We start from the raw sequence: 25,932 nt of genomic DNA, 5'->3' as shown, positions 1-25,932 counted from the left end.
CACGAGAGTGGTATTTCCGCTCTCGGGTGGGAGCAGCGCATGATCAAAGTCGCCATCATTGAAGACGATCCGATGATGCGCGACCTGCTGGTCGCCTCGGTCGAGGGGTGCGGCGACATGATGGTGACCGGCACCGCGCAAAACGTCGCCGAGGCGGGGGGCATGATCGAGGCGGGCGGCTATGACGTGCTGCTGTGCGACCTCGGCCTGCCCGATGGTGACGGCGCGCGGCTGATCCGGCAGGAGGCGCTGACGGGGCGCGATACCGACATTCTGGTGATCACCATCTTCGCCAACCAGAACAAGGTGCTCGACGCGATCCGGGCGGGCGCGCGCGGCTATCTGCTCAAGGATGAGCGGATCGAGGATTGCATGGAGGCGATCCGCAACATCCGCCGCGGCGGATCGCCGATCAGCCCGATCATCGCGCGGCAATTGCTGGGGCAGATCGCCCCTGACCCGACCGACACCCGCCCGCCCCCGGCCTCGCCGCTGTCGGAACGCGAATATGAAGTGCTCAACCTGCTGTCGCGCGGGTTTTCGAATGCCGAATGTGCCGAAATCCTCACGGTATCGGCCAACACGATTGGCACCCATGTCAAAAACATCTACCGCAAGCTGGAAGTCAACAGCCGGGCGGAGGCCTTGTATGAGGCGTCAATACAGGGTTTCCTGGGGCGCCAATAGAGCGCGAATGCTTCGCTGATGGCCCGCATCGCGCTGATATTACTGGCCCTGCTCATGTGGCCCGGCGCGCTTCTCGCCCAGTCAGCCTCCAGCTTTACCACCGCCACCACCGCCGATGGCCCGGTGATCGAGTTCACCTCGGGCGAATTCGCGCTGGCAGAGGGGATCGCCCCGCCCGCCACCGGCTGGCAGCCAAAGCCCAATCCCCACATCATCCGCATCCGCGAGACCGACTGGCAGACCGGGGAATTCCACATCATGTCCGGGCGCTTCCGCTTCGATCGCAGCGCGCTGGGGGCCGAGCCACTGGCGCTCTACACCGTCAGCACCCGCAACCAGTTCGCCGTGATCGTCAACGGGCGCGAGGTCGGGCGCAATTTCGCCCAGCATTCCGATCAGGTGCTGGCGTGGTATCGCCCCTATCTCGTCGCGCTGCCCGCCGGATCGCTGGTCCCTGGCACCAACACCATCGAGATCCGCGCCAGTTCGCAGGATTCGGTCGGGATCGGGCGGGTCATCATCGGGCCGGACAGCGCGGTGCGCGCCAATTACCAAACCCAGTATTTCTGGCAGATCACCGCCCCGCTCGCCGCCAGTTTCGCGATGCTGATCATGGGGATCCTGGCCTTCCTGTTCTGGCTGGGGCGGCGGCAGGAGATCGAGCTGGCGTGGCTTTCGGCCTCCACGATCCTGTGGTTCCTGCGCAATTACCAGTATTTCGCCGAGGTCACGCCGTTCCAGATCGCGGTCTTCAACGCGCTGACGGTCTATGCCACCTACTTTGCCAGCGTGGCGACGGCGGCGTTCTATTTCCACTTCATCAAGCTGCCGAACACCAACCGGATCATCGCCGCGCTGTTCGCGCTGGGGGTGCCGCTGTCGGTGGCGCACACCCAGTTCGGCGCGTCCAACCTGGTGTTCTATATCCCCACCACGATCCTGATCTTCGCCGTGGCGGGCCTGTCGCTGCGGGACTTCGGGCGGCACCGCAATATCGAACATGGCGCGATCAGCGTCGCGATGCTGATTGCGCCGTTCTTCAGCCTGTATGATGTGACGCTCGCCAATGGCCACCGGGGATGGGACGGCAACGGGTTCTACCTCGCGGTGTTCGGCGGGTTCACCTATTCGGTCGCTTTCCTGATCTCGTTCGGCAAGCGCGCGCTTGACGCCTTTGGCGATCTGGCGGCGGCCAATGCGAACCTCGAACGCCGCATCGCCGAAACCCGCGCCGAACTCGCCGCCTCGGAAGCCGCGCGGCAAGAGCTGGTGGTGGGGCAGGCACTGGCGGGCGAGCGCGAGCGGCTGATGCAGGAGATGCACGACGGCATCGGCTCCAATCTCATCACCGCGCTGGCGGTGGCGCGGCAGCAGAACCAGCCATCGAGCACGATCAAGACGCTGAACCGGGCGCTGTCCGATCTCAAGATCACGGTCGATTCGCTCGAACCGGTCGAAGGCGATCTGGTCGCGCTGATCGGCAACCTGCGCCACCGGATGCAAGGCGACCTGCGCGATGCGGGCGTGATGTGTCGGTGGGAGGTCGACACCTGCGGCCCGCTCGAATGGCTGGATGCCGCCAATGCGCTGCACGTGCTGCGCATCTTTCAGGAAGCGATCGGCAATGTGCTGACCCATGCCAGCGCGACCGAGATGCGGATCGGCTGCCGCGAAGAGACGCGCGGCGGCGTTGCCGGCATTGCCGCCTATGTTGCTGACAACGGACGGGGGTTCGACACGGCGCAGGAACGGCCCGGCAAGGGACTCGCCAACATCCGTGCCCGCGCTGCCGCCCTCCACGGTGTCCTTGACGCTGCAAGTGACAACCCGCAAGGAACCACAATCACGCTCTGGCTACCCTATCAGCGAAAGCTTTGACATGGCCGGTTTCTAGGGGGCTGAACTTATGCGGCTTTCCGCCGTTCACCAATTCAGTGTCTTGTTCAAGATAGGTTACATGACGCGGCATTTCCGGCTCCGGTTCTGGCGGCGGTGAAAGGCCTCGGCGACCGGATTGTCCATGCGCTCTGGTATCTCGCCAGCGCGGTGCTGTGGGTCACAGCGTCGAAGTATGATGCCTTCGGCGACAACTGGCTGATTGCGTTCGTGGCGATTGCCGGCCTGCAATTCGTGATCGTCGTGATCCACGAACTGGGCCACGCCTGGGCCGCGTGGCGGTGCGGGGCGCGGGTTTGGTCGATCTGCGCGGTGCCTTTCGTGTGGGACACCTCGCGCCGCGCGCTGCGGTTCGAGCCGGAACTGCCGGCGCGCGATATTGCCGGCTATGTCAGCTACACCTTCGAGGGCGGCGACAGGGGGTCGACCCGCAAGGACATGGTGATTGCCGCTGCCGGGCCGCTCGCCAATCTTGTCTCGGCGGCGGTGGTGGCGGGACTGGCGGGGTTGCTTGCGGTGGTCTCGCTGCCCTCTGGCAAGCCCGCAGACCCCGGCCCCTCGCCCGTCACCACGATCGACCCCGGCGCACCGCCGCCTGCGCAAGCACCGGCGATCCGCCTGCCTTCGGAGGCCGATGTTGGGGACATCTTTGCCAAGGTTCGCGCCCGCCGCCGCAAAGAGGCTCTGGCCGATTGGGGCGAGGCGCTGAGCGAATTGTTCATTGCGCTGTCGGTGATCCTCGGCCTGCTCAATCTCGCCCCCCACCGCGGCAGCGACGGGGCGGCGATCCTTGCCGGGTGGCGGGCGCTGAGGCGGCGCTAAGCGACCGGATTTGCGACCTTTCCAAGTCGCCGGTCTGGCGTATCATGCGCGGCAAGCCGGGGGGCACCATGATTCGCAGAGACATTCTTCGTACGGCCGCCATTGCCCCGGTGCTGGTCAGCGCGAAGGGGGCATTGGCGATGCAGGCAAGCGGATTTTCGGGGCACCCGGTTGTCAGGCTGCTGCCCTTTGCGCCGTGCATCGAGCTGGTCGAGCGGCTCGACTTTCGCGATTCGAACGATCTCTTGTGGACCGCTCCTATCGGCGCGCGGTCGGATGGTGCCTCGATCCCGCGCTCCTTGTGGACCTTCGCCGGCGGGCCGCTTTCGGGCAATTACCGTGACGCTGCGATCATCCATGATCGCTATTGCGACACGATGGAGCGATCGTGGCGGGCGACCCATTGGGTGTTCCGCGAAGCGATGCGCGCGCGCGGCCTGTCGTGGCTTGAAGTGGTCACCAAATATGGCGCGGTCTATCTGTTCGGCCCGCGTTGGGATGCCACCCACCGCTGGACGGGGATACGACGGCTCAACCGTCGCCCGCGCAGCGAGCCGCTGCCGCCGACCTGTGCCAGCCCGGACATGGACGAGCCGGCAGCCTTCGTCGATGCCGGCCGGGAGATGTGGGAACGCGCGATCATCGCCGATCTCGAACGCGAGGCCGAAGCGCAAGGGGCGGAAAACTTCGACATTGCGCAATATGTGCCGCCCACGATTTACGATACCGACAGCGCCCGGCGTCAGGGCCAGTTGCTCAAGCAGAACGCGGCCGAACCGGGCGGCATTGAACAGGCGCTGCGCCCCAACACCCTGACGGTGCGCGAGCTTGAGGCGCTGGCCGGGTCGGGTTAGGCGCGCGCCGTGCCATCACGGTGGGCCCGCCACCACGGCATCAGCGCAAAGGCCGCCTGACCTGCCAGCCCCAACAGCACGTGTGGCTGGCGCAGGCCTGCGAGCCACTGCGCGGGCGTCTCGCCCGTTAGCGCCGCGGCGAGCGCGCACTCCGCTGCCATCAGCAAGCCGAAGGCGAGGCCACCCATCGCCAGCGCCGCGCTTTGGCAGGTGATCGCGAAACGCTGCATCAGCCAGCCGCTCGCGATCCAACTGGCAGCCAGCATGACCGGCAGTTCGATCAGCGTGGCAGGCACCAACCCGACCAGCGGCGCAAGCCACAGCACCCGGATGGTGCCGAGCACGAATCCCAGCGCGAAGACCACCGCCCAATAGGCGGCGCCTGCGCCGAGCACCCTCACCCCACGATGCCCGCACCCGCCAGCACCGCCAGCGTCAGCACGTCGGGCGCGCTCGCGGTCATGGGCACGATCTGCACCGGCTTTTCCATCCCGATCAGCATCGGCCCGATCGTGGCATTGCTGCCCAGTTCGCGCAGCAGCTTGGCCGAGAGGTTGGCCGATTGCAGCCCCGGCATCACCAGCACATTGGCCGGGCCTGACAGGCGGCTGAAGGGATAGAGCGCCATCACCTTGGGGTTGAGCGCCGCATCGGGGGCCATTTCGCCCTCGTACTCGAAGCCCGGATCCTCGCTGTCGAGAATCGCGACCGCCTCGCGGATCGAATTGAGCCACTGGCCCGAGGGATTGCCGAAGGTCGAATAGCTGAGGAAGGCGACGCGCGGTTCATGTCCCATGCGCCGGGCGACGGCGGCGGTTTCCCGCGCGATATGGGCCAGCATCGGCGCATCGGGCCGTTCGTTGATCGTGGTGTCGGCAAGGAAGGTGGTGTGGTTCTTGCCGATCATCATGTGGATGCCGAAAGGCACAGCGCCTTCCTTGTGATCGAGCACCAGATTCACCTCGCGCACGGTCTGCGCAAAGGTACGGGTCATGCCGGTGATCATCCCGTCGCCATGCCCCAGTGCCACCAGCAGCGAGGCAAAGACGTTGCGATCCTGATTGACCATGCGCCGCACATCGCGCTCGGTATAGCCGCGCCGCTGGAGCCGCTTGTAAAGATAGGCGACCATCGCGGGCACGTGTTCACTGTCGGCCGAGTTCTGGATCTCGAAGCTGCCCGGATCGCCGACCGAAAGCTGGTGCAGCTTGTCGAGCACGGCCTTGGTGCGGCCTACCAGAATCGGCGTGCCATAGCCGAAATCGCGGAACTGGATCGCGGCGCGCAGCACCACTTCTTCCTCGGCTTCGGCAAAGACCATGCGCTTGGGGTTGCTGCGGGCGATTTCGTACACGCCCGAGAGCACCGAGGTGGTCGGGTTGAGGCGGCTGCGCAGCGCGACGCGGTAGGCGTCGAAATCCTCGATTTTTGCCCGCGCGACTCCTGAGTCCATCGCCGCCTTCGCTACGGCGGAGGAGACGACCTCGATCAGCCGCGGGTCGAAGGGGGCGGGGATGATGTAGTCGGTGCCGAACTTGTGGTTCTTGCCATAGGCAGAGGCGACTTCCTCGGGCACCTGCTGACGCGCCAGCTCGGCAATCGCCTGCGCGGCGGCGACCTTCATTTCCTCGTTGATGGTGGTCGCCTGCACATCGAGCGCGCCGCGGAAGATGAAGGGGAAACCGAGGACGTTGTTGACCTGATTGGGGAAGTCCGAGCGGCCCGTGGCGATGATCGCGTCGGGGCGCACGGCCTTGGCCTCGTCGGGCATGATTTCGGGCACGGGGTTGGCCATGGCGAAGATGATCGGCTTGTCGGCCATCTTCTTGACCCACTCCGGCTTCAGCGCGCCCGCTGCCGACAGGCCGAGGAAGATGTCGGCCCCGGCGAGCGCTTCTTCGAGGCTGGTGGCGGTGGTGGCGACGGCGTGGGCGCTCTTCCACTGGTCCATCCCCTCGCGGCCCGGCGTGATCGGGCCGGAACGGTCGCACATAATGACGTTTTCGTGCCGCACGCCCATCGCCTTGATGAGCGCCGTGCAGGCAATCGCCGCCGCACCCGCGCCGTTCACGACGACCTTCACGTCCTTGAAGTCGCGTCCAGTGATGTGACAGGCGTTGAGCAGGCCTGCTGCGGTGATGATCGCGGTGCCGTGCTGGTCATCGTGCATCACCGGAATCTTCATGCGCTCGCGCAGCGCGGCTTCGATGATGAAGCACTCGGGCGCCTTGATGTCTTCCAGATTGATGCCGCCGAAGGTCGGCTCCATCAGCGCGACGGCGTTGATGAAGGCTTCCGGGTCTTCGGTGGCGAGTTCGATGTCGATGGAATCGACGTCGGCGAAGCGCTTGAACAGCACTGCCTTGCCTTCCATCACCGGCTTGGAGGCGAGCGCGCCCAGATTGCCGAGCCCGAGGATCGCGGTGCCGTTGGAGATCACCGCGACAAGGTTCGCCTTGGCGGTGTAGCGCGCGGCGAGCGACGGGTCGCCCGCGATGGCCTCGACCGGCACGGCCACGCCGGGCGAATAGGCCAGCGACAGGTCGCGCTGCGAGGTCATCGGCTTGGTGGCGACGATCTCGAGCTTACCGGGGCGGATCGTTTCGTGGTAGAACAGCGCCTCGCGCGCGGTGAAGCCGCCCTTGCTGGGCGTGGCGTTGTCGTCTGCCATGGTCGCGTGTCCCCTCGATCCGTCCGTTACGGTAACCGAGGCTGACTTAGCGCCGCGTGCGCCGATGCGATAGGCGATTTATCGCACCAGGTCGGGGGAAAGCTGCAACTGCCGACATTCCCGAATCGCAGGCGAAGGCGCTAGGCGAGGGGGATGGCCGCGCTTCCCGATTCCAAGCCCACCCCGATGATGGCGCAATATCTGCGCCTGCGGGAAGAGGCAGGCGATGCGCTGCTGTTCTATCGGATGGGCGATTTCTTCGAGCTGTTCTTCGAGGATGCCAAGCGCGCGGCGGCGATCCTCGACATCGCGCTCACCACGCGGGGCGAGCACGGTGGCGCGCCGATCCCAATGTGCGGGGTGCCGGTGCATTCGGCGGAGAGCTATCTGGCGCGGCTGATCAAGGCGGGCTGCCGCGTGGCGATTGCCGAGCAGGTCGAGACGCCCGAAGAAGCCAAGGCCCGCGCCAAGCGCGAGGGCACGCCGTCGTCCAAGGCGCTGGTCGGCCGCGCGATCGTGCGGCTGGTGACGGCGGGCACGCTCACTGAGGAAGCGCTGCTCGAACCGCGCCGCGCCAATGTGCTGGCGGCTCTGGCCGAGCTGCGCGGCACGGTGGGGATCGCGGCGGTCGACGTCTCGACCGGCGCGATGGTGCTGGAGGAATGTCCGGCGGATCAGCTCGGCGCGGTGCTGGCGCGGCTCTCGCCCAGCGAAGTCGTGGTGCCCGAGGATTGGCCGCACGGCCCGGACGAGGCGATCTTCCGCCCCCGCACCACCTTCGCCAGCGATGCCGGGGCCGAGCGGCTGAAGGCGGTGCACGGGGTGGCGACGCTCGATGCCTTCGGTGCCTTCACCCGCGCGATGCTGGGCGCGGCGGGCGGGCTGATTGCCTATCTCGACCATGTCGGGCGCGGGAGCCTGCCGTTGCTGCTGCCCCCGGTGGTGCGCGAAAGCCAGGGCACGATGGCGATGGATGCCGCGACCCGGGCGAGCCTCGAGATCCTCGAAGCCAGCACCGGCGGACGCACGGGCAGCCTGATTGCGGCGGTCGATCGCTGTGTCACCGGAGCAGGTTCGCGGCTGCTGGCGGAGGATTTGTCCGCGCCGCTGCTTGATATGGCGGCCATCGAGGCGCGGCTCGCGCTGGTGCAGTTCTGGCGCGACCGCCCGATTGAACGCGCGCAGGTTCGCGACATTCTGCGCAGCGTGCCCGATCTCGGCCGTGCGCTGGGCCGGGTGGTGGCGGGGCGGGGGAGCCCGCGCGATCTCGGTCAGTTGCGCGACGGGCTGAGCGAGGCCGCGCGGCTGCATCACTGGCTGAGCGGTGCGCCCGATGCACCGGCCCTGCTGGCGGAGGTTACCGCGCGGCTCTCAGGCCACGGCGCGCTGACCGATCTGCTCGCCCGCGCGCTGGTGACCTCACCCCCGACCGAACGCAGCAATGGCGGCTTCATCGCTGACGGCTATGACGCCGCGCTCGACGAATTGCGCGCGACCTCGGGCGATGCGCGCCGCGCGATTGCGGCGATGGAGGCGCGGTATCGCGAGGAAACCGGGATCGCGAGCCTCAAGATCCGCCATAACGGGGTTTTGGGCTATTTTATCGAGGTTTCCGCGCGCCATGCCGACGCGTTGATGGCCCCGGACAGCGGCTTTACCCACCGCCAGACGATGGCCGGTGCGGTGCGGTTCAACTCGCTGAAATTGCATGAGGAAGCGGCCCGGATCGCCGAGGCGGGGGGCCATGCACTGGCGGCGGAAGAGACCCATTTCGAGGAACTGGTGGCCGCGGTCATTGCGGCCCGCGAACCCATCGCCGCCACCGCCGCCGCGCTCGCCCGACTGGATGTCGGCGCAGCCAATGCCGAGCGGGCGGCGGAGGGTGACTGGTGCCGTCCGGGTATCGCCGAGGATGCAGGGCTCGCCATCACCGCAGGCCGCCATCCGGTGGTCGAAGCGGCCCTGGCCAAGACCGGCGAGCGCTTCGTCGCCAATGATTGCCAGCTTTCGGACATCAACCGCCTGTGGCTGATCGGCGGCCCGAACATGGGCGGCAAATCGACCTTCCTGCGCCAGAACGCGCTGATCGTGCTGCTCGCGCAGGCCGGGTGCTTTGTCCCCGCGAGCGCGGCGCGCATCGGGCTCGTCGACCGGTTGTTCAGCCGCGTGGGCGCTGCCGACAACCTTGCGCGGGGCCGCTCGACCTTCATGGTCGAGATGGTCGAGACCGCCGCCATTCTGGCGCAGGCGACTAGCCGCAGCTTCGTGATCCTCGACGAGGTCGGGCGCGGGACATCGACCTATGATGGCCTCGCGCTCGCCTGGGCGGTGGCCGAGGCGGTGCATTCGCAGATCGGCTGCCGTTGCCTGTTCGCGACCCACTACCACGAGCTCGCCCGCCTCGCCGAAACCTGCGAAGCGCTCAGCCTCCACCATGTCCGCGCGCGCGAATGGCAGGGCGATCTGGTGCTGCTGCACGAACTGGCAGACGGCCCCGCCGACCGGTCTTATGGCCTGGCGGTCGCGCGGCTCGCCGGCGTGCCCGCCAATGTCGTCGCCCGCGCCAAGGCGGTGCTCGCCAAGCTGGAAGCCCAGCGCGAGGCGACGGGGGGGATCGCAGCGGGGCTGGGCGATCTGCCGCTCTTCGCCAACTTGCGCGCGGCCGAGCCGGAGCCCGCCACCCCCGAACAGCAACTCGCCGATGCCCTGCGCGCCGCCGATCTTGATGCGCTGACGCCGCGAGACGCGCTCGACCTGCTGTATCAATGGAAGCGCGATCTGCCGCGCAGCCGAGGGTGATTTCAACCAAGGCTTAACCGTGATGCGGCTATGGCGGCGCCATGTACAAGGCCGTCTTCCAGAACAGCAAGGCTGCGCTCGCCTTCGCCGCGATGATCCTTTTCAGCGCCTTTTCGATGGTGGGCACATCCGAGGATGCCGGCCTCGTCACCCGCGCGGCCGATACCTTCGGGGCCGAGCGCGATGCCATCGCCAGCGAGGCGCAGGCCTATGCCGAAAGCCGCAGCCAGGGGGATCAGCCCTCGCAGAAGAAGTCGCCGTGGGACGCAGAACCCAACGTCTTCGGTGATTACACCCCGGCCGATGAAGCCGCAGCCAAGCAGGCTGCGGCCAAGGTTGTCGCCCCCAAGGGGCCGCCGCCGCCGGGCTATGATCTGATGACCGCTCCGCTCTCGTCCGACGCGGTGGTGCTCGAATCGGGTCAGACCGGCGTGCCGGTCATCACCGAGAGGGACATGACGATCGAGCCCGAGTAGCGCGCCCGATCAGCGCGTCGGCACCGGCGCGTCGCCCGAATAGTCGTAGAACCCGCGCCCGGTCTTGCGGCCCAGCCATCCGGCTTCGACATACTTCACCAGCAGCGGCGCGGGGCGGTACTTGCTGTCGCGGGTGGTGGTGTAGAGCACGTTGATGATGTCGAGGCAGGTGTCGAGCCCGACGAAATCCGCCAGTTGCAGCGGCCCCATCGGGTGATTGAGGCCGAGACGGCAGCCCTTGTCGATATCCTCGATCCCCGCGGTCGACTGGCCGAGCACGAACACCGCCTCGTTGATCATCGGCAGCAGGATGCGGTTGACGACGAAGCCGGGCTCGTCCTGGCTCAGCACCACTTCCTTGCCCAGCCCCTTGGCGAAGGCGGTGACGCGGTCGGTGGTGTCCTTGGCGGTGGCGAGGCCCGGAATGACCTCGATCAGCCCCATCACCGGCACCGGGTTGAAGAAGTGAAGCCCGATGAACCGCGCCGGATCGGGCGAGTGGTTGGCCATCCGGGTGATCGGGATCGACGAGGTGTTCGAGGCCATGATCGCCGCCGAATTCAGCACCTTGCCTGCCTTTTCGAAGATCGTGTTCTTGATCTCCTCGCGCTCGGTCGCCGCTTCGATGATCAGATCGGCCTCGCTGAAGGGGGCGTAGTCGCACACCGGCGTGATGCGGGCGAGCAGGATTTCGGCGTCGGCCGCCTCGATCTTGCCGCGGCCCATCAGCTTGACCAGCGCGGCCTCGATATTGGCCTTGCCCGCCTCGGCGCGCGCCAGGTCGACGTCGGTGAGCATGACGTTCATGCCATGGGCGGCGACAGTCTGAGCGATGCCGGTGCCCATCTGACCGGCGCCGATGACGGCGATTTTGCGCATGGGGTATGTCCTTCGCAAGTGCAGCAAGACCGCCGCCCTAGCGAGGAAGAGCGCGCCTGACTAGCGCACTAATTGTCTAGCGGTTCGCGCCCGGCACCCACTTCACGTCCGCGCGGCCATCGGCATTGGCCACGCGGGCGAGCACGAACAGCAGGTCGGACAGGCGGTTGATATAGGCGAGCGCGGCCGGATTGACCGGCACCTCCGCCGCCAGTGCGACCATCGCCCGTTCTGCCGCGCGGGTGGTGGCGCGGGCGATGTGGACGCGCGCCGCCGCCTCGCTCCCGCCCGGAAGCACAAAGCTGGTGAGCGGTTCGAGCCGTTCGTTGAGCGCATCGATCTGCGCTTCGATCCACAGCGGCTGGCTCGCCACAATCCGCAGCACCATCTCCGAGGGCGTGAAGTCGCCGCCTTCCGCCGGGGTGGCAAGGTCGGCGCCGAGATCGAACAGGTCGTTCTGGACGCGCGTCAGCAGCGCCTTTTCGCCCGCCCCTTCGAGCGCGCAGATCGCGAGCCCGATGGCGCTGTTCGCCTCGTCCACCAGCCCCATCGCGGCAATGCGGGCCGAATGCTTGGGGCAGCGCGAGCCATCGACAAGTCCCGTCGTCCCGTCATCCCCGGTGCGGGTGTAGATCCGGTTCAATTTGACCATGGTGCGGCTGTCAGTTGCTGCCCGCTGCCAGCAGGCCGAGCACCATGATCACCGCAATCGCCATCGCCTGATATTTCACGCGGGCGAACATCGCCTTGTTCTGGGCCAGCTGCATCTCGGTCGCGGTGGTGCTTTCACCGGTTTCAAGATCGATCTTGGTCGTCTTGAGGAAGGCGACGATGCCCTTGATCAGCGAAAACGCCACCAGACCCATCAGGACCAGCAGCAGGAGGACAAGGAAGATTTTCATGGAGCCTAAATGGACGCACCTGCCTCAGGTTCCAAGTGCCAAATGTTGCAGGCGCAGTTGCTCGGCAAGCAACCTGCCGTCCTCGCCGGCCGCGCGCCGCTCCGCCAGCGCCGGTGAGCCGCGCTGCTTGGCCAGTTTCTCGCCGCTTGCATCGAGCAGCAGCCGGTGGTGGTGCCAGCGGGGCACGGGCAGGCCGAGCAAGGCCTGCAAGGTGCGATGCACATGGCTCGCCGCGAACAGATCGGCCCCGCGCGTCACCAGCGTCACGCCGTCCGCCGCATCGTCGAGCGTGACGGCGAGGTGATAGCTGGCGGGCAAGTCCTTGCGCACCAGCACCACATCGCCAAGCCCCGCCCAATTGACCGGCTGCGGCCCCGCCAGCGCATCCTCCCACACCAGCGGGCCGGTCTCGGCCGAGGCCCGCTCCGCATCCAGCCGCCATGCCGCCGGACGGTCGGGATCGGGCGGGCGGTGCTTGCAGGTGCCGGGGTAGATCAGGCCATCCGAGCCCTCGGCCGCCCCTGCCGCGACAATCTCCGAGCGGGTGCAGGTGCAGGGATAGATGAGCCCGCGCGCCCGCAGCCCCTCGGCGGCGGCGGCATAGCTGGCAAGCCGGGTGGATTGGGCGGGCACCTCCTCCCACTCCAGCCCCAGCCATTCCAGGTCGCGCCGGAATTCGTCGGCGAGTTCGGGGCGCGAGCGCGGCCCGTCAATATCCTCGATCCTAAGCAGGAACCGCCCTCCGCCTGCCCGGGCCAGATCATGCGCCACGATCGCGCTCAGCGCATGGCCCAGATGCAGCCGCCCGTTGGGGCTGGGCGCGAAACGGGTCACGAGCGGGGCGGGGTGATCCATCGCTGCCCCATGCCACACGACAGATTGTTACGCTATCCACAGCCTCTCCACAGCCTGTGCCTGTGGATATGCCCCCTGTAACGGGTTTGACTCTTTCGCCTGTCAGTTCACGATGCAGCCAATCAGGGAGGAACGCTACCAGTGTTCAATGCCGAACTGATCGAGAAAGTGGCCCGGTTCCGCGGGGTCGATGAAGACCCGACGCGCAACCTGTCGGCCTGTCCGGCGCTGGTGCTCAACGCCGATTACACCCCGCTGTCCTATTACCCGCTCAGCCTGTGGCCGTGGCAGACCGCGATCAAGGCGGTGTTCCTCGACCGGGTGGACATCGTCGCGAGCTATGACCGCAGCGTGCACTCGCCCAGCTTCGACATGAAGATCCCGAGCGTCATCGCGCTCCGGCAATATGTGAAGCAGAGCGAGTTTCCCGCCTTCACCCGCTTCAATGTGTTCCTGCGCGACCGCTTCCAGTGCCAGTATTGCGGCAGCCACGAACACCTGACCTTCGATCACGTCACCCCGCGCCGCCTTGGGGGCCGGACGACGTGGGAGAACATCATCACCGCCTGCGCGCCATGCAACATGAAGAAGGGCGGGCGCACCCCCAAACAGGCGGGCATGAGCCTCCACCAGCCCCCGATCCGCCCGACCAGCTGGCAGCTGCAACAGGCCGGCCGCCTGTTCCCGCCCGGCTACCTCCACGAAACCTGGCGCGACTGGCTGTACTGGGACGTCGAGCTGGAGGCATAAGGCGCGCAATAAGCGTTACAAAGGTGACACCGTGTCAACTTACCAACAGGGCATTTTCCCTGCTTAAAACAGTGCTTTAATGCCTCTCCGCGCGCGGATGGACATAAGAATCCGCGAAAGAAAACGCGCTTGGTGGTCGTGCGACCTCCCTTCCGACAATGGCAAAGAGCGGACGGCAGCGTAACGCGGTCCGGCGGTGTAGGAAATGTCCGGTTCGGCATGGCCGGGCGCCGAAAGCTGCCATTCCGCAACCGACCCCAAATTGGTCATCTCCACCCCCGTCGCCCCGTGCTTGACACGGGGCTTGGCTTTTTTGTTGCGCTTTCAGAGTAGAAGTAGAGCCTATCCCCGTCTCAAGCACGGGGCGACGTTGACTGCGGGGCAGTATCCCACCCATTGTCGGCCAAGCGCGGGGCGGAGAGCGTTCGACCACCTTAAGTGGATGACAAATCAGAAATATCTGTTATGACTTTGGTGCTATCGGACTGGATGTAATCAGGGGGCGCAATGGCTTACGAAGGTGGTGGCGGTAGCCGGTTCAAAGCGGCAGCTGGCATAGTGATGGCTGTTTTAGTCGCAGGCGTGGTCGGCGCGATTGTGAAAGGGGGTACGCGCGAAGCAATTAGCTACGCAAATTCCACGCCATCGGCGATTGATGACAAGCTTCAGTCGTTTTTTGACGAGAACCCCTCACAAGCCGCGATGTATGCGGCCATGAAGGAAAAATACCCTCAAAAATATGATGAATTCATCGCAGGGCTCAGCACGGTCGTGCGCAACAAGGGTGACGTGCGTCAGTATGGCTTCGATTCCATGCGGAAGTTCACCCTGTCTCTGAAAAAGGATTTCGGCGGAGCCCCTTCTGGCGATATCCAAAGGGTGCTCGATAAGCATGTAGAGCTGATGGAAGTCATGTCGAGGTCATCGGAGTTCTACTGCGGGCAGTTTGCATTTGAAGGGCTTTCCTCAAGCGCGCAGCTGTCACCCGACGTACTGAAAGTGATCTCGGAGGCCAGCGCGCTCCAGATCAATGCGGCTGCGGCAGGGCGCGCTTCGCCCGTCGTTCGGGAAGAGCCGACAGCTGCGGACTGGGATGCCCTGTCGCAGAATATGCTCAATCTCGGCACCACGCTGGAGGAGATGCAGCATGTGAACGAGGGGACCGTGTCTGCCCTATCGCAGTCCCGTAAGTGCGCAGTCGGCAAGAATCTCTACGAGGGTATCGCAAACCTACCGACAGAAAGCGCTGCGCGCGTCGGCGCGTTCCTCCTGATTCCTGATGCGGCAGGTGGAGCATGACAAGTCTATATTTCGCTAACCTCTTGGGCGAAATATTTGGGGGAATGATAGGAATATTCGTCGTTGCTGCACTCGTGGAGTGGGCTGTGTGCCAGAGGGTGTTTGACGACCCGATCAAAGGGAAGCTGACGTCCGTTTTGGTCGCCTATCTCCTTGGGTCAATCGGCGCGGGTTACGGGCAGGCGAACGGAGGCCCATACGAATGGGACGCGTTTTTCGATTATGCAGTTCCGGCGGTAATTGTCGGCTGTTTCGCCTTTGTCTCAGGTAAACGCATCAAGAAGAAAATGGGCGCAGATGGAGCACGAGAAGTGTTCGAGTAGTCTCGCGCGCCTCATCCTCAACGAAAAGGACGCCCGAGGCATTTGGGAACCGCTGCCTTGCCCTCGCGAAGCGAAGCGACGGTCCAGACAAAGGCTCGCGACTGAAGAACCTATCGTATGCAGAATTCAGGCAGGCCGCCGTTGGCCTTCCCACCCACTCCCCGCCATTCGCCTGCGCCCCGTCGGTTCCCGAAACCCGCCGTTCCGGCCCGCAAGCCCCAAGCCGCTTGCCTTTCGCGCACCTTCCGCCTAAGCGCGCGCACTTCACTGACACGAATCAATCAGCCAGCCTGGCGACAAGGGCTGCCATGGCCGGTTCCGACGTGTCTCGAACAGGAGATGAAAATGCCCAAGCTGAAGACCAAGAGCGGTGTGAAGAAGCGCTTCAAGATCACCGCCACCGGCAAGGTCAAGCACGGCGTCGCTGGCAAGCGTCACCGTCTGATCAGCCACAACGCCAAGTATATCCGCACCAACCGCGGCACCTCGGTCCTGTCGGCCAATGATACGCCGACGATCAAGAAGTGGGCGCCCTACGGGCTGGATTGATGCGAGCCGGGCTTCGGCCCTGCGCATCCTCAAGATAAGGATATACTGATATGGCACGCGTCAAACGGGGTGTTACCACCCGCGCCAAGCACAAGCGGATTCTGGACCAGGCCAAGGGCTATCGTGGTCGCCGCAAGAACACCATCCGCATCGCCCGTCAGGCGGTCGAGAAGGCCGGGCAATATGCCTACCGCGACCGCAAGGTGAAGAAGCGGACCTTCCGCGCTCTGTGGATCCAGCGCATCAATGCGGCTGTCCGCATGGAAGGCCTGACCTATTCGCAGTTCATGCACGGCATCAAGCTCGCCGGCATCGAACTCGACCGCAAGGCGATGGCCGATCTCGCCATGAACGAAGGCGGCGCCTTCAAGGCCGTGATCGCTCAGGCCAAGGCGGCTTTGCCCGCGTAAAGCGGGCGGGGGCTGCGCTTCCGGCGTAAGCTTTCCGGCAGCCGCAATGGCTGGCCGATTATCGAGGGGCGGGTGCCTGCGGGCGCCCGCCCCTTGTTGTTGGCGATTTGTAGAATTCCGTCACCACCCTTGTATAACTGCGCCATCTGCGGCTATCTGAAGGTGTGGGGAGGGAGTGATGCACAGTGCCATGCGCGAGCCTGCCGCGCCGTCAGCCTACCGGCTCAAGGCCGATTTCCGCGAACCGCCTGCGCAGTTCGAAGGCTGCTTCACGACCTTCTATCACATGACCCTGACGCTCGATCCGGCGGCGCCCCCGCTGGTCGACTATCTCCAGCCCGAATGGGCCAATCTGCGGTTTTTCTGCGGCGGCCTGCCCGAAGCGGCCATCGGCAGCACCAGCGTGCGCGGTGCATCTTTCGTCGGCACCGGGGCCAGCACCCTGCCGTGCCGCTTCTCCATGCCTTCGGTGCGGATGTGGGGGGTGGGGATCCTCCCGCTCGGCTGGGCGCGGTTGTTCGATTCCGATGCGAGTTCGTGCATCAACATGATCTGCGACGGCGCCACCCATCCCGCCTTCCGCCACTTTGCCGGGCTGACCGAGGTGCTGTGTCATCCCGAGGCCGATCCCGACGAGCAGTATCAGGCGATCGTCACCGCGATGGAGCGCCGGATGCGCCCGACCCGCGACGATAGCCGCATCCGCCGCATCCACCACGAGCTGGTGAACGGCGAACACGCCGCCGTCCATGACCTCGCCGATGCCTGCGCCATGAGCATCCGCACGCTTGAACGGATGTGTATGCGCTATTTCGGGTTTTCGCCCAAGCTGCTGATGCGCCGCCAGCGCTTCATGCGTTCGCTGACCACCTTCATGCTCACGCGCGGTAGCCGCTGGACCGAGGCGATGGACGCGCATTACCACGATCAGGCGCAGTTCACCCGCGAGTTCCGCGAGTTCATGACCATGAACCCGTCCGAATATGCCGCGCTCGATCACCCGATCCTGACCTCGTTCATGGAGGCGCGGGCGCGGGTGTGGGGGAGTGCGGCGCAGACGCTCGATCCGCCTGCGCCGCCGCGCTGATCGCGCTATTTGAGGTCTTCGACCGAGACCCAGCCGGTGGTGCCGAAATTGTCCCTCACCTCGATGAACAGCCCCTCGCGGTTGCCGGTGGCATCAAGCTCGGTTCCGGCCCGCAAGGATCGCACAGCGGCGGCATCGGCGCTGGCCGCGGCGCGCATCACGGTGTCGACCGCGACCACCGCATCGGGCGCTGCCGGAGCGGCGGCGGCGACTTCGGGCGCAGAGGCCATCAGCTCGCGCTGGGCGACCAGCTGGTTGAAGGCGAGGACGAAGGCCTCGGTCAGCATCTGGCCGTCCTTGCTGCCCAGATAGCCCGAGGCATTGGCGGCGGTGCCTGCCCAGCCTGCCGACGGCCCGCCAAAGGTGAGGCTCGATTTCTTGACCACGCCTTGTCCTGCCGCGACCGTCATGCCGTTGGCCGGGCTGACCACGCGCAGGCCTGCGGCAACGGTCTTCTTCTTGCCGCCGAGCCCGCCGAACATCCCGAGCACCGCGCCGCCGCCCGGCACCCCGCGCAGCAGGGACGATGCCGCGCCCGATCGCACCAGCGCTTCGGTCGCGGCGCCCTTGGCCAGCTCCATGCCCTTGTCGACCTCCTCCGCGCTGCCCGCGATGGCGGTCACCAGAAACCGCGCCGGGGCGGCATCATTGGGATTGTCGATGGTGAAGCAGCCGCTTTCCGTCACCAGCGCATTGAGCAGCGCGCGGGGCGATCCGAGACCCCATTCGGTCCAGCCTGCCTGATCGCCCTCGACCAGCGCGATCGAGCCGATCGGCGCATCGCAGCGCACCAGCTCGGGCGGCGGCTCCTTGTCCTTGGCCGCCAGCGGCGCTGTCTGCATCGCCAGCGCTGCGGCGAGTACGGCAAATCCTGCATTCCTCATCATGCATCATCTCCCCCCGACCCCTTGAACCGGGGATTGTAAGCTGCTGTCAGTCGGGCACGTTGTAAGGACACGACGCGCCGACTATGGCGGTCACACGGTGGTCAGGGGGTGGTCACATATGCACATGCCGGCGACACAATTGGTGCATCTGCGCTTCGCCCTGCCGAGCCCCGCACTGCGCCCCTATGTCACGACCTATTACCGCACCGACGTGATCTGTGCGCCGCGCGCGCGCTGGCTGGAGGACTGGCTGCACCCCGAATGGGCAAACCTGCGCTTTCTCGCCAGGGGTGCGGCGCAGTCGGTGGTCGGGGCGGGTGAGCCTGAGGCCTGCCCCGGCTTCACGGTGACCGGCCCGACCAGCCGCGCCGTGCGCTTCCGGATCGGGACGGGCTATAGCTGGGGGATCGGTCTGTTGCCGCTGGGTTGGGCACGGCTGCTGCGCGGGGTGCCGGCCAGCGACTATGCCGATCGCTCGGTCGATGGCGCTGCCGACCCGGTGTTCGCCCCGCTCGGGCCGCTCGCCGCAGCGCTGGCGGCCAGCGACGGTGACTGGGACAGTCAACTGACCCTGATCGAGACCCACATGGCGCAGGCTTTCGCGGATGCGCCGCCGATCGATGAGGCGCCGATCCTCGCGCTCAATGCCGCGCTGGTCGATCCCGACGTCCTCTCCGTGGTCGATCTCGCCACCCGTCTGGGGATGACGGTGCGCTCGGTCGAACGGTTGTCGGCGCGCGCCTTCGGCTTTCCGCCCAAGCTGCTGCTGCGCCGCCAGCGGTTCCTGAGGAGCCTTTCGCGCTTCATGCTCGATCCCTCGCGCACCTGGCTGGGTTCGCTCGATTGCCACTATCACGACCAGTCGCATTTCGTGCGCGACTTCCGGCGGTTCATGGGGATGTGCCCCTCGGCCTATGCCAAGGCCGACAAGCCGCTGCTGACCGCCGCGGCGCAGGCGCGCATGGCCGTCGCGGGCACGGCGGTGCAGGGTCTCCACTCGCCGGTCGGTCACACCGCGCCGCCGCAGGCCGCCTGACCTGACTGGCGCTTTGCAATCCGGGTGATTTGCCGCTAGCGGGCGGGGCCACATTTTCCTTTGCGCAGAACGCCCGAAACCATGACCGATATCACATCCCAGACCGAGGCCGCGCTGGCCGCGATTGCGGCGGCGACCACCCTCGATGCGCTTGAGGCCGAGCGGCTCGAAACGCTCGGCAAAAAGGGCTGGGTGAGCCTTGCCCTGAAGACGCTCGGCGGCATGAGCCCCGAGGAGCGCACCGCCGCTGCCCCCGCGATCCAGTCGGCACGCGCGGCCATTGCCGAGGCGCTTGATGCCAAGAAGGCCGCGCTGGAGGCTGCCGCGCTGGAAGAGCAGCTGGCGCGCGAAACGGTCGACCTGACGCTGCCCGCCGTGGCCGCGCCCAAGGGTTCGGTGCACCCCGTCTCGCAGGTCATGGACGAACTCGCCGAAATCTTCGCCGACCTCGGCTTCGCCGTGGCGACTGGCCCCGAGATCGAGGACGACTGGCACAACTTCACCGCGCTCAACATGGACGAAACCCACCCCGCGCGGGCGATGCATGATACGTTCTACTTCCCGGACAAGACCGCCGAGGGGAAGGATGTGCTGCTGCGCACTCACACCTCCCCCGTCCAGATCCGCTCGATGCTCGATCAGGGCGCGCCGATCCGCATTATCGCCCCGGGCCGGGTCTACCGTTCGGACAGCGACGCCACCCACACGCCGATGTTCCATCAGGTCGAAGGGCTGGTGATCGACAAGGATATTCACCTCGGCCACCTCAAGTGGACGCTGGAGACCTTCTTCAAGGCCTTCTTCGAGCGCGAGGACATTACCCTGCGCCTGCGCCCCAGCTACTTCCCCTTCACCGAACCGAGCGTCGAGGTCGATGTCGGCTACTCTACCGAAGGCGGCCGCCGCGTGGTCGGCGGGCACGGCGATGCGCCGGGCCATGCGTGGATGGAGCTGGGAGGCAGCGGCATGGTCAACGCCCGCGTGCTGGAGTTTGCCGGGCTTGATCCCAAGGAGTGGCAGGGCTTCGCCTTCGGCCTCGGGATCGACCGGATCGCGATGCTCAAATACGGGATGAACGACCTGCGCGCCTTCTTCGACGGCGATCCGCGCTGGCTGGCGCATTACGGCTTCTCGCCCTTCGACCAGCCGACCCTCTCCGCTGGTGTGGGAGCACGCGCATGAAGTTCTCGCTGACCTGGCTCAAGGATTACCTTGAAACCGACGCCACCGTTGCGGACATCTGCGACGCGCTCAACGCCATCGGGCTTGAAGTCGAAGGCGTGGAAGACCCGGCAGAAAAGCTCGCGGGCTTCCGCATCGCTCACGTGCTCACCGCCGCGCGGCACCCCGATGCCGACAAGCTACAGGTGCTCACCGTCGACACCGGAGACGGCCAGCCGCTGCAGGTCGTGTGCGGCGCGCCCAATGCGCGCGCGGGGATGAAGGGCGTGCTGGGCCTGCCCGGCGCGGTCGTCCCCGCCAATGGCATGGTTTTGCGCAAGAGCGCGATCCGCGGCGTCGAGAGCAACGGCATGATGTGCTCGACCCGCGAACTGGAGCTGGGCGAGGATCACGACGGCATCATCGAACTGCCCGACGATGCGCCGGTCGGCACCGATTTCGCCGCCTATCACGGCAGCGATCCGGTGATCGAGGTCGCCGTGACCCCTAACCGCCCGGATTGCATGGGCGTTTACGGCATCGCCCGCGATCTCGCGGCCAAGGGGCTGGGGACGCTGAAGCCGATCGCCATGCCTGCCTTCGCGGCGAGCAGCGCGTGCCCGGTCGAAATCCGCACCGACGATGCCGAGGGCTGCCCCGCCTTCTATGGCCGCGTGGTGAAGGGCGTGACCAACGGCCCCTCGCCCGACTGGCTGCAGGCGCGGCTGAAGAGCGCAGGGCAACGTCCGATCTCGCTGCTGGTCGACCTCACCAACTACCTGATGCTTGGGCATGGGCGTCCGGCGCACGCCTACGACTTGGCCAAGCTTTCGGGCGCGGTGGTCGCGCGGCGGGCGAAGGACGGCGAAGAGGTGCTGGCGCTCAACGAGAAGACCTATACGCTCGACAGCGAAATGGTCGTGATCGCGGATGACGCGGGCGTTCACGATATCGCCGGGATCATGGGTGGCGAGCATTCGGGCGTCACCGAGAGCACCACGGATGTGCTGCTCGAAATCGCCTATTTCGATCCTGCGCGCATCGGCGCGACCGGGCGCAAGCTCGGCCTGTCGTCGGACGCGCGCACGCGGTTCGAGCGTGGGGTCGACCCTGAGTTTCTGGATGCGGGCCTCGATCTGCTCACCGGCCTGATCGTCGAGCTGGCAGGCGGCACGCCGAGCGAGACAGTCCGTGCCGGTTCGCCGCCGTCTGACGCGAAGGTTGTCGCTTTCGACCCCGGCCAGACGCTCCGCCTCGGCGGGGTGGATGTGCCCGAGGGCGAGCAGAAGCGCATTCTCGAAAGCTTGGGCTTCGCGGTTTCGGCCGACTGGCAGGTGACCTGCCCGCTGCGCCGGCACGATATCGAAGGCCCGGCCGATCTGGTCGAGGAAGTCGTGCGCATCCACGGCCTCGACAAGGTCGCAAGCGTCGCGCTCCCCCGGGTTGAGGGCGTCGCCCGCCCCACCGCAACGCCGCAGCAGAAGCTGGAGCGCGGTCTGCGCCGTGCAGCCGCCGCGAGCGGGCTGAACGAGGCGGTGACGTGGAGTTTCCTGCCCACCTGGGCGGCGGAGCATTTCGGCTCCGACCAGCCGCTCTGGGTGCTCGCCAATCCGATCAGCGAGGACATGAAGGCGATGCGCCCCTCGCTGCTCCCCGGCCTGCTGATGGCGTCCAAGCGCAATGCCGATCGCGGCGCTGCCTCCTCACGCCTGTTCGAGATCGGGCGGCGCTATTTCCGGGGCGCGAACGGCCTCAGCGACGAGAAGCCGACGCTGGGCATCGTGCTCGCGGGCGAGAAGACCGCGCGCGGCTGGCAAAGCGGCAAGGCCAAGCCCTTCGACGCCTATGACGCCAAGGCGCTCGCGCTTGCATTGCTCGAAGCGGCGGGCGCGCCGGTCGCCAATCTGATGGTGATGGGCGAGGCGGGGCCGCAGTTCCACCCGGGCCAGTCGGCCACCCTGCGGCTCGGCCCCAAGGTGGTGCTGGCGCGCTTCGGGATGGTGCATCCTGCGACCCTCAAGGCCTTCGATGCCGATGGGCCGATTGCGGCGGTCGAGCTGTTCCTCGACGCGATCCCGGCCAAGAAGGGTGCAGCCTTTGCTCGCCCCGGCTTCACGCCCCCGGCGCTGCAAGCCGTGACCCGCGACTTTGCCTTCCTCGTCCCGGCGACACTGGCTGCGGGCGATCTGGTGCGGGCGGTGCAGGGCGCTGACAAGGCCTTCATCACCGGCGTGCGCGTGTTCGACGTCTTCGCAGGACAAGGCGTGCCCGAGGGCCACAAGTCCATCGCGGTCGAAGTCACCCTCCAGCCGGGCGAGGCGAGCTTCAAGGATGCCGACCTCAAGGCCATCGCCGAAAAGGTCGTCGCGGCCGCTGCCAAGCTGGGCGGGGAGCTGCGCGGATGAGCAAGACCGCTTTCGTCACCGGCGCCACCGCCGGAATCGGCCTCGCCACGGTGCGCCGTCTTGTGAAGGACGGCTGGCGCTGCGTCGCCACCGGGCGGCGGCAGGAGCGGCTCGACGCGTTGGTCGCCGAACTCGGCGCGGACAAGGTGCTGCCCTTGTGCTTCGATGTGCGCGACACCGCCGCGCTGGACGCCGCGCTCGCGGGCCTGCCCGAGGACTTCCGCGCCATCGATCTGCTGGTCAACAACGCGGGCCTCGCGCAGGGGCTGTCGGCGGCGCAGAACGCCAGCCTTGATGACTGGCAGACCATGATCGACACCAACATCACCGCGATGGTGGTGCTGACCCGCAAGCTCCTGCCGCAGCTGATCGAGCGCAAGGGCGCGATCATCGCCATCGGCTCGGTGGCGGGGAGCTACATCTATCCGGGCGGCAACGTCTATGCCGGCTCCAAGGCCTTCGTGAACCACTTCACGCTCGCCCTGCGCGCCGACTTGCACGGCACCGGGGTGCGCGTCACCAGCATCGAGCCGGGGATGGTCGAGACCGAATTCACCCTCGTGCGCACCGGCAGCCAGGACGCCAGCGACAAGCTCTACGCGGGCGTCAACCCGATGACCGGCGAGGACATCGCCGACACCATCGGCTGGATCGCCAGCCTGCCGCCGCATCTCAACATCAACCGCATCGAGCTGATGCCGGTCAACCAGGACTTCGCGGGCTTCCGCGTTGCACGCGACACCCAGTGACCTCCAACCGCCGCACCTTCGCGATCATCTCGCACCCCGACGCGGGGAAGACCACGCTTACCGAGAAGCTGCTGTTGCAGGGCGGCGCGATCCACCTTGCGGGCGAGGTCAAGGCGCGCGGCGCGGCGCGGCGGGCGCGGTCGGACTGGATGAAGATCGAGCAGCAGCGCGGGATCTCGGTCACGTCATCGGTGATGACCTTCCAGAAGGACGGAATCGTCTTCAACCTGCTCGACACGCCGGGTCACGAGGACTTCTCCGAGGACACCTACCGCACGCTGACGGCGGTGGACTCGGCGGTGATGGTGATCGACGCGGCCAAGGGGATCGAGCCGCAGACCCGCAAGCTGTTCGAGGTGTGCCGTCTGCGCTCGGTGCCGATCCTCACCTTCGTCAACAAGGTCGACCGCGAGGGCCGCGATCCCTTCGAGACGCTGGACGAGGTCGCCGACATGCTGGCGCTCGATGTCTCGCCGCAGATGTGGCCCATCGGCATGGGCGGCGAGTTCGAGGGGCTGCTTGATTTCGCCACCGAAACCATCAGCCGCCCCGAAGGGCCGAGCCGCGAGTTCCTCGGCACCCGTGACACCGCCGCCATCCCCCAGCGCTTCCTCGACGAGATCGAATTGGCGCGCGGCGGCTATCCCGAATTCGACCTCGAGGCCTTCCGCCATGGCGACCTTACCCCGGTCTATTTCGGATCGGCGCTCAAGAACTTCGGCGTCACCGAGCTGATCGACGCCATCGCCCGGTTTGCCCCTCCGCCCCGGCCCCAGCCTGCGGGTGAGGAGCAGATCAGCCCCGAACGCGACGAGGTCACCGGCTTCATCTTCAAGGTGCAGGCCAACATGGACCCCAACCACCGCGACCGCATCGCCTTCATGCGGCAGGTCTCGGGCACCTTCAAACGCGGCATGAAGCTGACCCCGAGCGGCCTCGGCAAGCCGATCGCCGTCCACTCACCGATCCTGTTCTTCGCGCAGGACCGCGAGCTCGCCGACACGGCCGAGGCTGGCGACATCATCGGCATCCCCAACCACGGGACGCTGCGGGTCGGCGACACCCTGTCCGAGCGCAACCAAGTGCGCTTCACGGGCCTCCCCAACTTCGCGCCGGAAATCCTGCGCCGTGTGCAGCTGAAGGATCCCACCAAGACCAAGCAGCTCAGGAAGGCGCTCGACGACCTTTCCGAAGAGGGCGTGATCCAGGTCTTCTACCCCGAGATCGGCTCAGCCCATATCGTCGGCGTGGTTGGGCAGCTTCAGCTCGAAGTGCTGATCTCCCGGCTCGAGGCCGAATACAAGGTCGAGGCCGTGCTCGAACCCTCGCCCTTCGCCACCGCGCGCTGGATCAAGGGGGATACGAAGGCGCTCGACGATTTCGCCAGCTTCAACCGCGCCAACCTTGCCAAGGACCGCGACGGGGACATGGTGTTCATGGCCAAGAGCCCGTGGGACGTGACCTATCAGGTCGAGAAGAACCCCGAGCTTACCTTCTCGGCAACCAAGGAACGCTAGTCTTGCGGGCGGAGCGGCTTCGCGGCATGGCATCACCCATGCACGACACCGGCCCAACCTCGCAAAGCTTCATCTCGCAGCGCCTCAAGCTCAATTACCTCGACTGGGGTGGCCGGGGTAAGCCGCCGCTGGTGCTGGTGCACGGGGGCCGCGATCATGCGCGCTCGTGGGACTGGACCGCCGAGGCGCTGCGCGAGGATTACCATGTCATCGCCATGGACCACCGCGGGCATGGCGATTCCGACTGGGTTTCGGACGGGGTCTATTCTGCCGCCGACATGGTCTATGATCTGGCGCAGTTGATCCACCAGCTGGGCGTCGGTCCGGTGCGCATGGTGGCGCATTCGATGGGCGGGAATGTCGCGCTGCGCTATGCCGGTGCCTTCCCCGACATGGTGACCAAGTTGGTCGCGATCGAAGGCCTCGGCCCTTCGCCCGAATACCGCGCCAAGCAGCGCAGCCAGCCCTATCCCGAACGCCTCGCCGAATGGATCGAGAAGAAGCGCAAGGCCGCCGGGCGCACGCCGCGCAAATATGAAAGCATCGAAGCCGCCTTCGCCCGCATGATCGAGGAGAACGCCTACCTCACCGAGGAGCAGGCGCGCCATCTGACCGTCCACGGGGTCAACCGCAACGAGGACGGCACCTATAGCTGGAAGTTCGACCCCCACCTCAACGTCTGGCCGGTCGAGGACATCGGCGATGAATTCGTCGAGGCGCTGTGGGGGGCGATCACCTGCCCGACGCTGCTGCTCTACGGGGCCGATAGCTGGGCCTCGAACCCGGAGAAGGACGGGCGCATCGCGCACTTCAAGACCGCGCGCGTGATCGAGTTCGAGAAAGCGGGGCACTGGCTCCACCACGACCAGTTCGACCGCTTCATCGCCACCTTGCGCGATTTCCTCTGACGGCTTGAAA

General features: G+C 66.3%; 25 protein-coding genes. 18 read left to right on the top strand and 7 right to left on the bottom strand.

Annotated features, from left to right (window positions below):
* Positions 1–39: 39 nt before the first annotated feature.
* The 4 genes from PS060_RS05130 to PS060_RS05115 all read left to right on the top strand — a co-directional run bounded on the left by PS060_RS05130 (position 40) and on the right by PS060_RS05115 (position 4,259).
* Positions 40–687: a response regulator gene (locus PS060_RS05130; RefSeq protein WP_273985955.1), complete on the top strand. Its 648-nt coding sequence runs from the start codon at positions 40–42 to the stop codon at positions 685–687.
* Positions 688–705: 18 nt separating this feature from the next.
* Complete coding sequence (locus PS060_RS05125) at positions 706–2,565, top strand: sensor histidine kinase (protein WP_273985954.1); 1,860 nt, start codon at positions 706–708, stop codon at positions 2,563–2,565.
* A gap of 114 nt (positions 2,566–2,679) precedes the next feature.
* On the top strand, positions 2,680–3,405 hold the full coding sequence (locus PS060_RS05120) for a M50 family metallopeptidase (protein WP_273985953.1): 726 nt from the start codon (positions 2,680–2,682) through the stop codon (positions 3,403–3,405).
* A 68-nt stretch (positions 3,406–3,473) separates the two neighbouring features.
* On the top strand, positions 3,474–4,259 hold the full coding sequence (locus tag PS060_RS05115) for a DUF1353 domain-containing protein (RefSeq protein ID WP_273985951.1): 786 nt from the start codon (positions 3,474–3,476) through the stop codon (positions 4,257–4,259).
* On the opposite strand, the gene PS060_RS05110 is transcribed toward PS060_RS05115, so the two are convergent.
* Positions 4,256–4,654: a hypothetical protein gene (locus PS060_RS05110; protein WP_273985950.1), complete on the bottom strand. Its 399-nt coding sequence runs from the start codon at positions 4,652–4,654 to the stop codon at positions 4,256–4,258. The two genes, PS060_RS05115 and PS060_RS05110, sit on opposite strands and share 4 nt — an antisense overlap.
* Before the next feature lie 2 nt (positions 4,655–4,656).
* Complete coding sequence (locus PS060_RS05105) at positions 4,657–6,930, bottom strand: NADP-dependent malic enzyme (RefSeq protein ID WP_273985949.1); 2,274 nt, start codon at positions 6,928–6,930, stop codon at positions 4,657–4,659.
* Positions 6,931–7,083: 153 nt separating this feature from the next.
* On the opposite strand from PS060_RS05105, the gene mutS reads away from it, so the two are divergent.
* The gene (mutS, locus tag PS060_RS05100; RefSeq protein ID WP_443112404.1) at positions 7,084–9,729 is read left to right on the top strand and encodes a DNA mismatch repair protein MutS; all 2,646 of its coding nucleotides are present in this window, start codon (positions 7,084–7,086) and stop codon (positions 9,727–9,729) included.
* A 41-nt stretch (positions 9,730–9,770) separates the two neighbouring features.
* Positions 9,771–10,205, top strand: coding sequence for a hypothetical protein (locus PS060_RS05095; RefSeq protein ID WP_273985947.1), 435 nt, complete (start codon positions 9,771–9,773; stop codon positions 10,203–10,205).
* 9 nt (positions 10,206–10,214) lie between these two features.
* Here PS060_RS05095 and PS060_RS05090 read toward each other — a convergent pair whose 3' ends face one another.
* The 4 genes from PS060_RS05090 to gluQRS form a co-directional block, all read right to left on the bottom strand.
* Complete coding sequence (locus PS060_RS05090) at positions 10,215–11,084, bottom strand: 3-hydroxyacyl-CoA dehydrogenase NAD-binding domain-containing protein (RefSeq protein ID WP_273985945.1); 870 nt, start codon at positions 11,082–11,084, stop codon at positions 10,215–10,217.
* Between the two features lie 76 nt (positions 11,085–11,160).
* Positions 11,161–11,736 carry a cob(I)yrinic acid a,c-diamide adenosyltransferase gene (locus PS060_RS05085; RefSeq protein WP_273985943.1) on the bottom strand — a complete coding sequence of 192 codons (576 nt, stop codon included), beginning with the start codon at positions 11,734–11,736 and terminating at the stop codon, positions 11,161–11,163.
* Between the two features lie 10 nt (positions 11,737–11,746).
* Entirely contained in the window at positions 11,747–11,986 is a 240-nt protein-coding gene (locus PS060_RS05080; protein ID WP_273985942.1) for a hypothetical protein, read from the bottom strand.
* A 24-nt stretch (positions 11,987–12,010) separates the two neighbouring features.
* Complete coding sequence (gene gluQRS, locus PS060_RS05075; protein ID WP_273985941.1) at positions 12,011–12,841, bottom strand: tRNA glutamyl-Q(34) synthetase GluQRS; 831 nt, start codon at positions 12,839–12,841, stop codon at positions 12,011–12,013.
* A gap of 141 nt (positions 12,842–12,982) precedes the next feature.
* Between gluQRS and PS060_RS05070 the strand changes: the two genes are divergently transcribed.
* From PS060_RS05070 to PS060_RS05045, 6 genes are all read left to right on the top strand, one after another.
* Positions 12,983–13,591 (top strand): HNH endonuclease, encoded by a 609-nt coding sequence (locus PS060_RS05070; protein WP_273985940.1) that lies wholly within the window; start codon positions 12,983–12,985, stop codon positions 13,589–13,591.
* Positions 13,592–14,098: 507 nt separating this feature from the next.
* Positions 14,099–14,890, top strand: a complete 792-nt coding sequence (locus PS060_RS05065; protein WP_273985939.1) for a hypothetical protein — start codon at positions 14,099–14,101, stop codon at positions 14,888–14,890.
* A 98-nt stretch (positions 14,891–14,988) separates the two neighbouring features.
* Positions 14,989–15,213 (top strand): hypothetical protein, encoded by a 225-nt coding sequence (locus PS060_RS05060; RefSeq protein ID WP_273985938.1) that lies wholly within the window; start codon positions 14,989–14,991, stop codon positions 15,211–15,213.
* A 345-nt stretch (positions 15,214–15,558) separates the two neighbouring features.
* A complete protein-coding gene (rpmI, locus tag PS060_RS05055; RefSeq protein WP_026092007.1) occupies positions 15,559–15,762 on the top strand; it encodes a 50S ribosomal protein L35 in 204 nt (67 codons plus the stop codon).
* 50 nt (positions 15,763–15,812) lie between these two features.
* Positions 15,813–16,172 carry a 50S ribosomal protein L20 gene (gene rplT, locus PS060_RS05050; protein WP_066531814.1) on the top strand — a complete coding sequence of 120 codons (360 nt, stop codon included), beginning with the start codon at positions 15,813–15,815 and terminating at the stop codon, positions 16,170–16,172.
* Between the two features lie 178 nt (positions 16,173–16,350).
* Entirely contained in the window at positions 16,351–17,259 is a 909-nt protein-coding gene (locus PS060_RS05045) for a helix-turn-helix domain-containing protein (RefSeq protein WP_273985936.1), read from the top strand.
* A 5-nt stretch (positions 17,260–17,264) separates the two neighbouring features.
* Here the strand turns inward: PS060_RS05045 and PS060_RS05040 are convergent, their stop codons facing one another.
* On the bottom strand, positions 17,265–18,146 hold the full coding sequence (locus PS060_RS05040; protein WP_273985935.1) for an SH3 domain-containing protein: 882 nt from the start codon (positions 18,144–18,146) through the stop codon (positions 17,265–17,267).
* A 118-nt stretch (positions 18,147–18,264) separates the two neighbouring features.
* Between PS060_RS05040 and PS060_RS05035 the strand changes: the two genes are divergently transcribed.
* The 6 genes from PS060_RS05035 to PS060_RS05010 all read left to right on the top strand — a co-directional run bounded on the left by PS060_RS05035 (position 18,265) and on the right by PS060_RS05010 (position 25,922).
* Complete coding sequence (locus tag PS060_RS05035) at positions 18,265–19,182, top strand: helix-turn-helix domain-containing protein (RefSeq protein WP_273985933.1); 918 nt, start codon at positions 18,265–18,267, stop codon at positions 19,180–19,182.
* Between the two features lie 81 nt (positions 19,183–19,263).
* Positions 19,264–20,364 (top strand): phenylalanine--tRNA ligase subunit alpha, encoded by a 1,101-nt coding sequence (gene pheS / locus PS060_RS05030; protein ID WP_273985931.1) that lies wholly within the window; start codon positions 19,264–19,266, stop codon positions 20,362–20,364.
* Positions 20,361–22,748, top strand: coding sequence for a phenylalanine--tRNA ligase subunit beta (gene pheT / locus PS060_RS05025; protein WP_273985928.1), 2,388 nt, complete (start codon positions 20,361–20,363; stop codon positions 22,746–22,748). Before pheS ends, pheT begins: the two co-directional genes overlap by 4 nt.
* On the top strand, positions 22,745–23,497 hold the full coding sequence (locus PS060_RS05020) for an SDR family NAD(P)-dependent oxidoreductase (protein WP_273985926.1): 753 nt from the start codon (positions 22,745–22,747) through the stop codon (positions 23,495–23,497). The genes pheT and PS060_RS05020 overlap by 4 nt, the downstream gene beginning before the upstream one ends.
* Positions 23,494–25,014 carry a peptide chain release factor 3 gene (locus tag PS060_RS05015; protein ID WP_273985924.1) on the top strand — a complete coding sequence of 507 codons (1,521 nt, stop codon included), beginning with the start codon at positions 23,494–23,496 and terminating at the stop codon, positions 25,012–25,014. Before PS060_RS05020 ends, PS060_RS05015 begins: the two co-directional genes overlap by 4 nt.
* A 38-nt stretch (positions 25,015–25,052) precedes the next feature.
* Positions 25,053–25,922, top strand: coding sequence for an alpha/beta fold hydrolase (locus PS060_RS05010; RefSeq protein ID WP_273985923.1), 870 nt, complete (start codon positions 25,053–25,055; stop codon positions 25,920–25,922).
* The last annotated feature ends 10 nt before the right edge of the window (positions 25,923–25,932 follow it).

The sequence above is a fragment of the Erythrobacter sp. BLCC-B19 genome (genome assembly GCF_028621955.1).
In the GTDB taxonomy this organism is placed as follows: domain Bacteria; phylum Pseudomonadota; class Alphaproteobacteria; order Sphingomonadales; family Sphingomonadaceae; genus Erythrobacter.
This window is presented reverse-complemented; position numbering and strand designations above follow the sequence as displayed.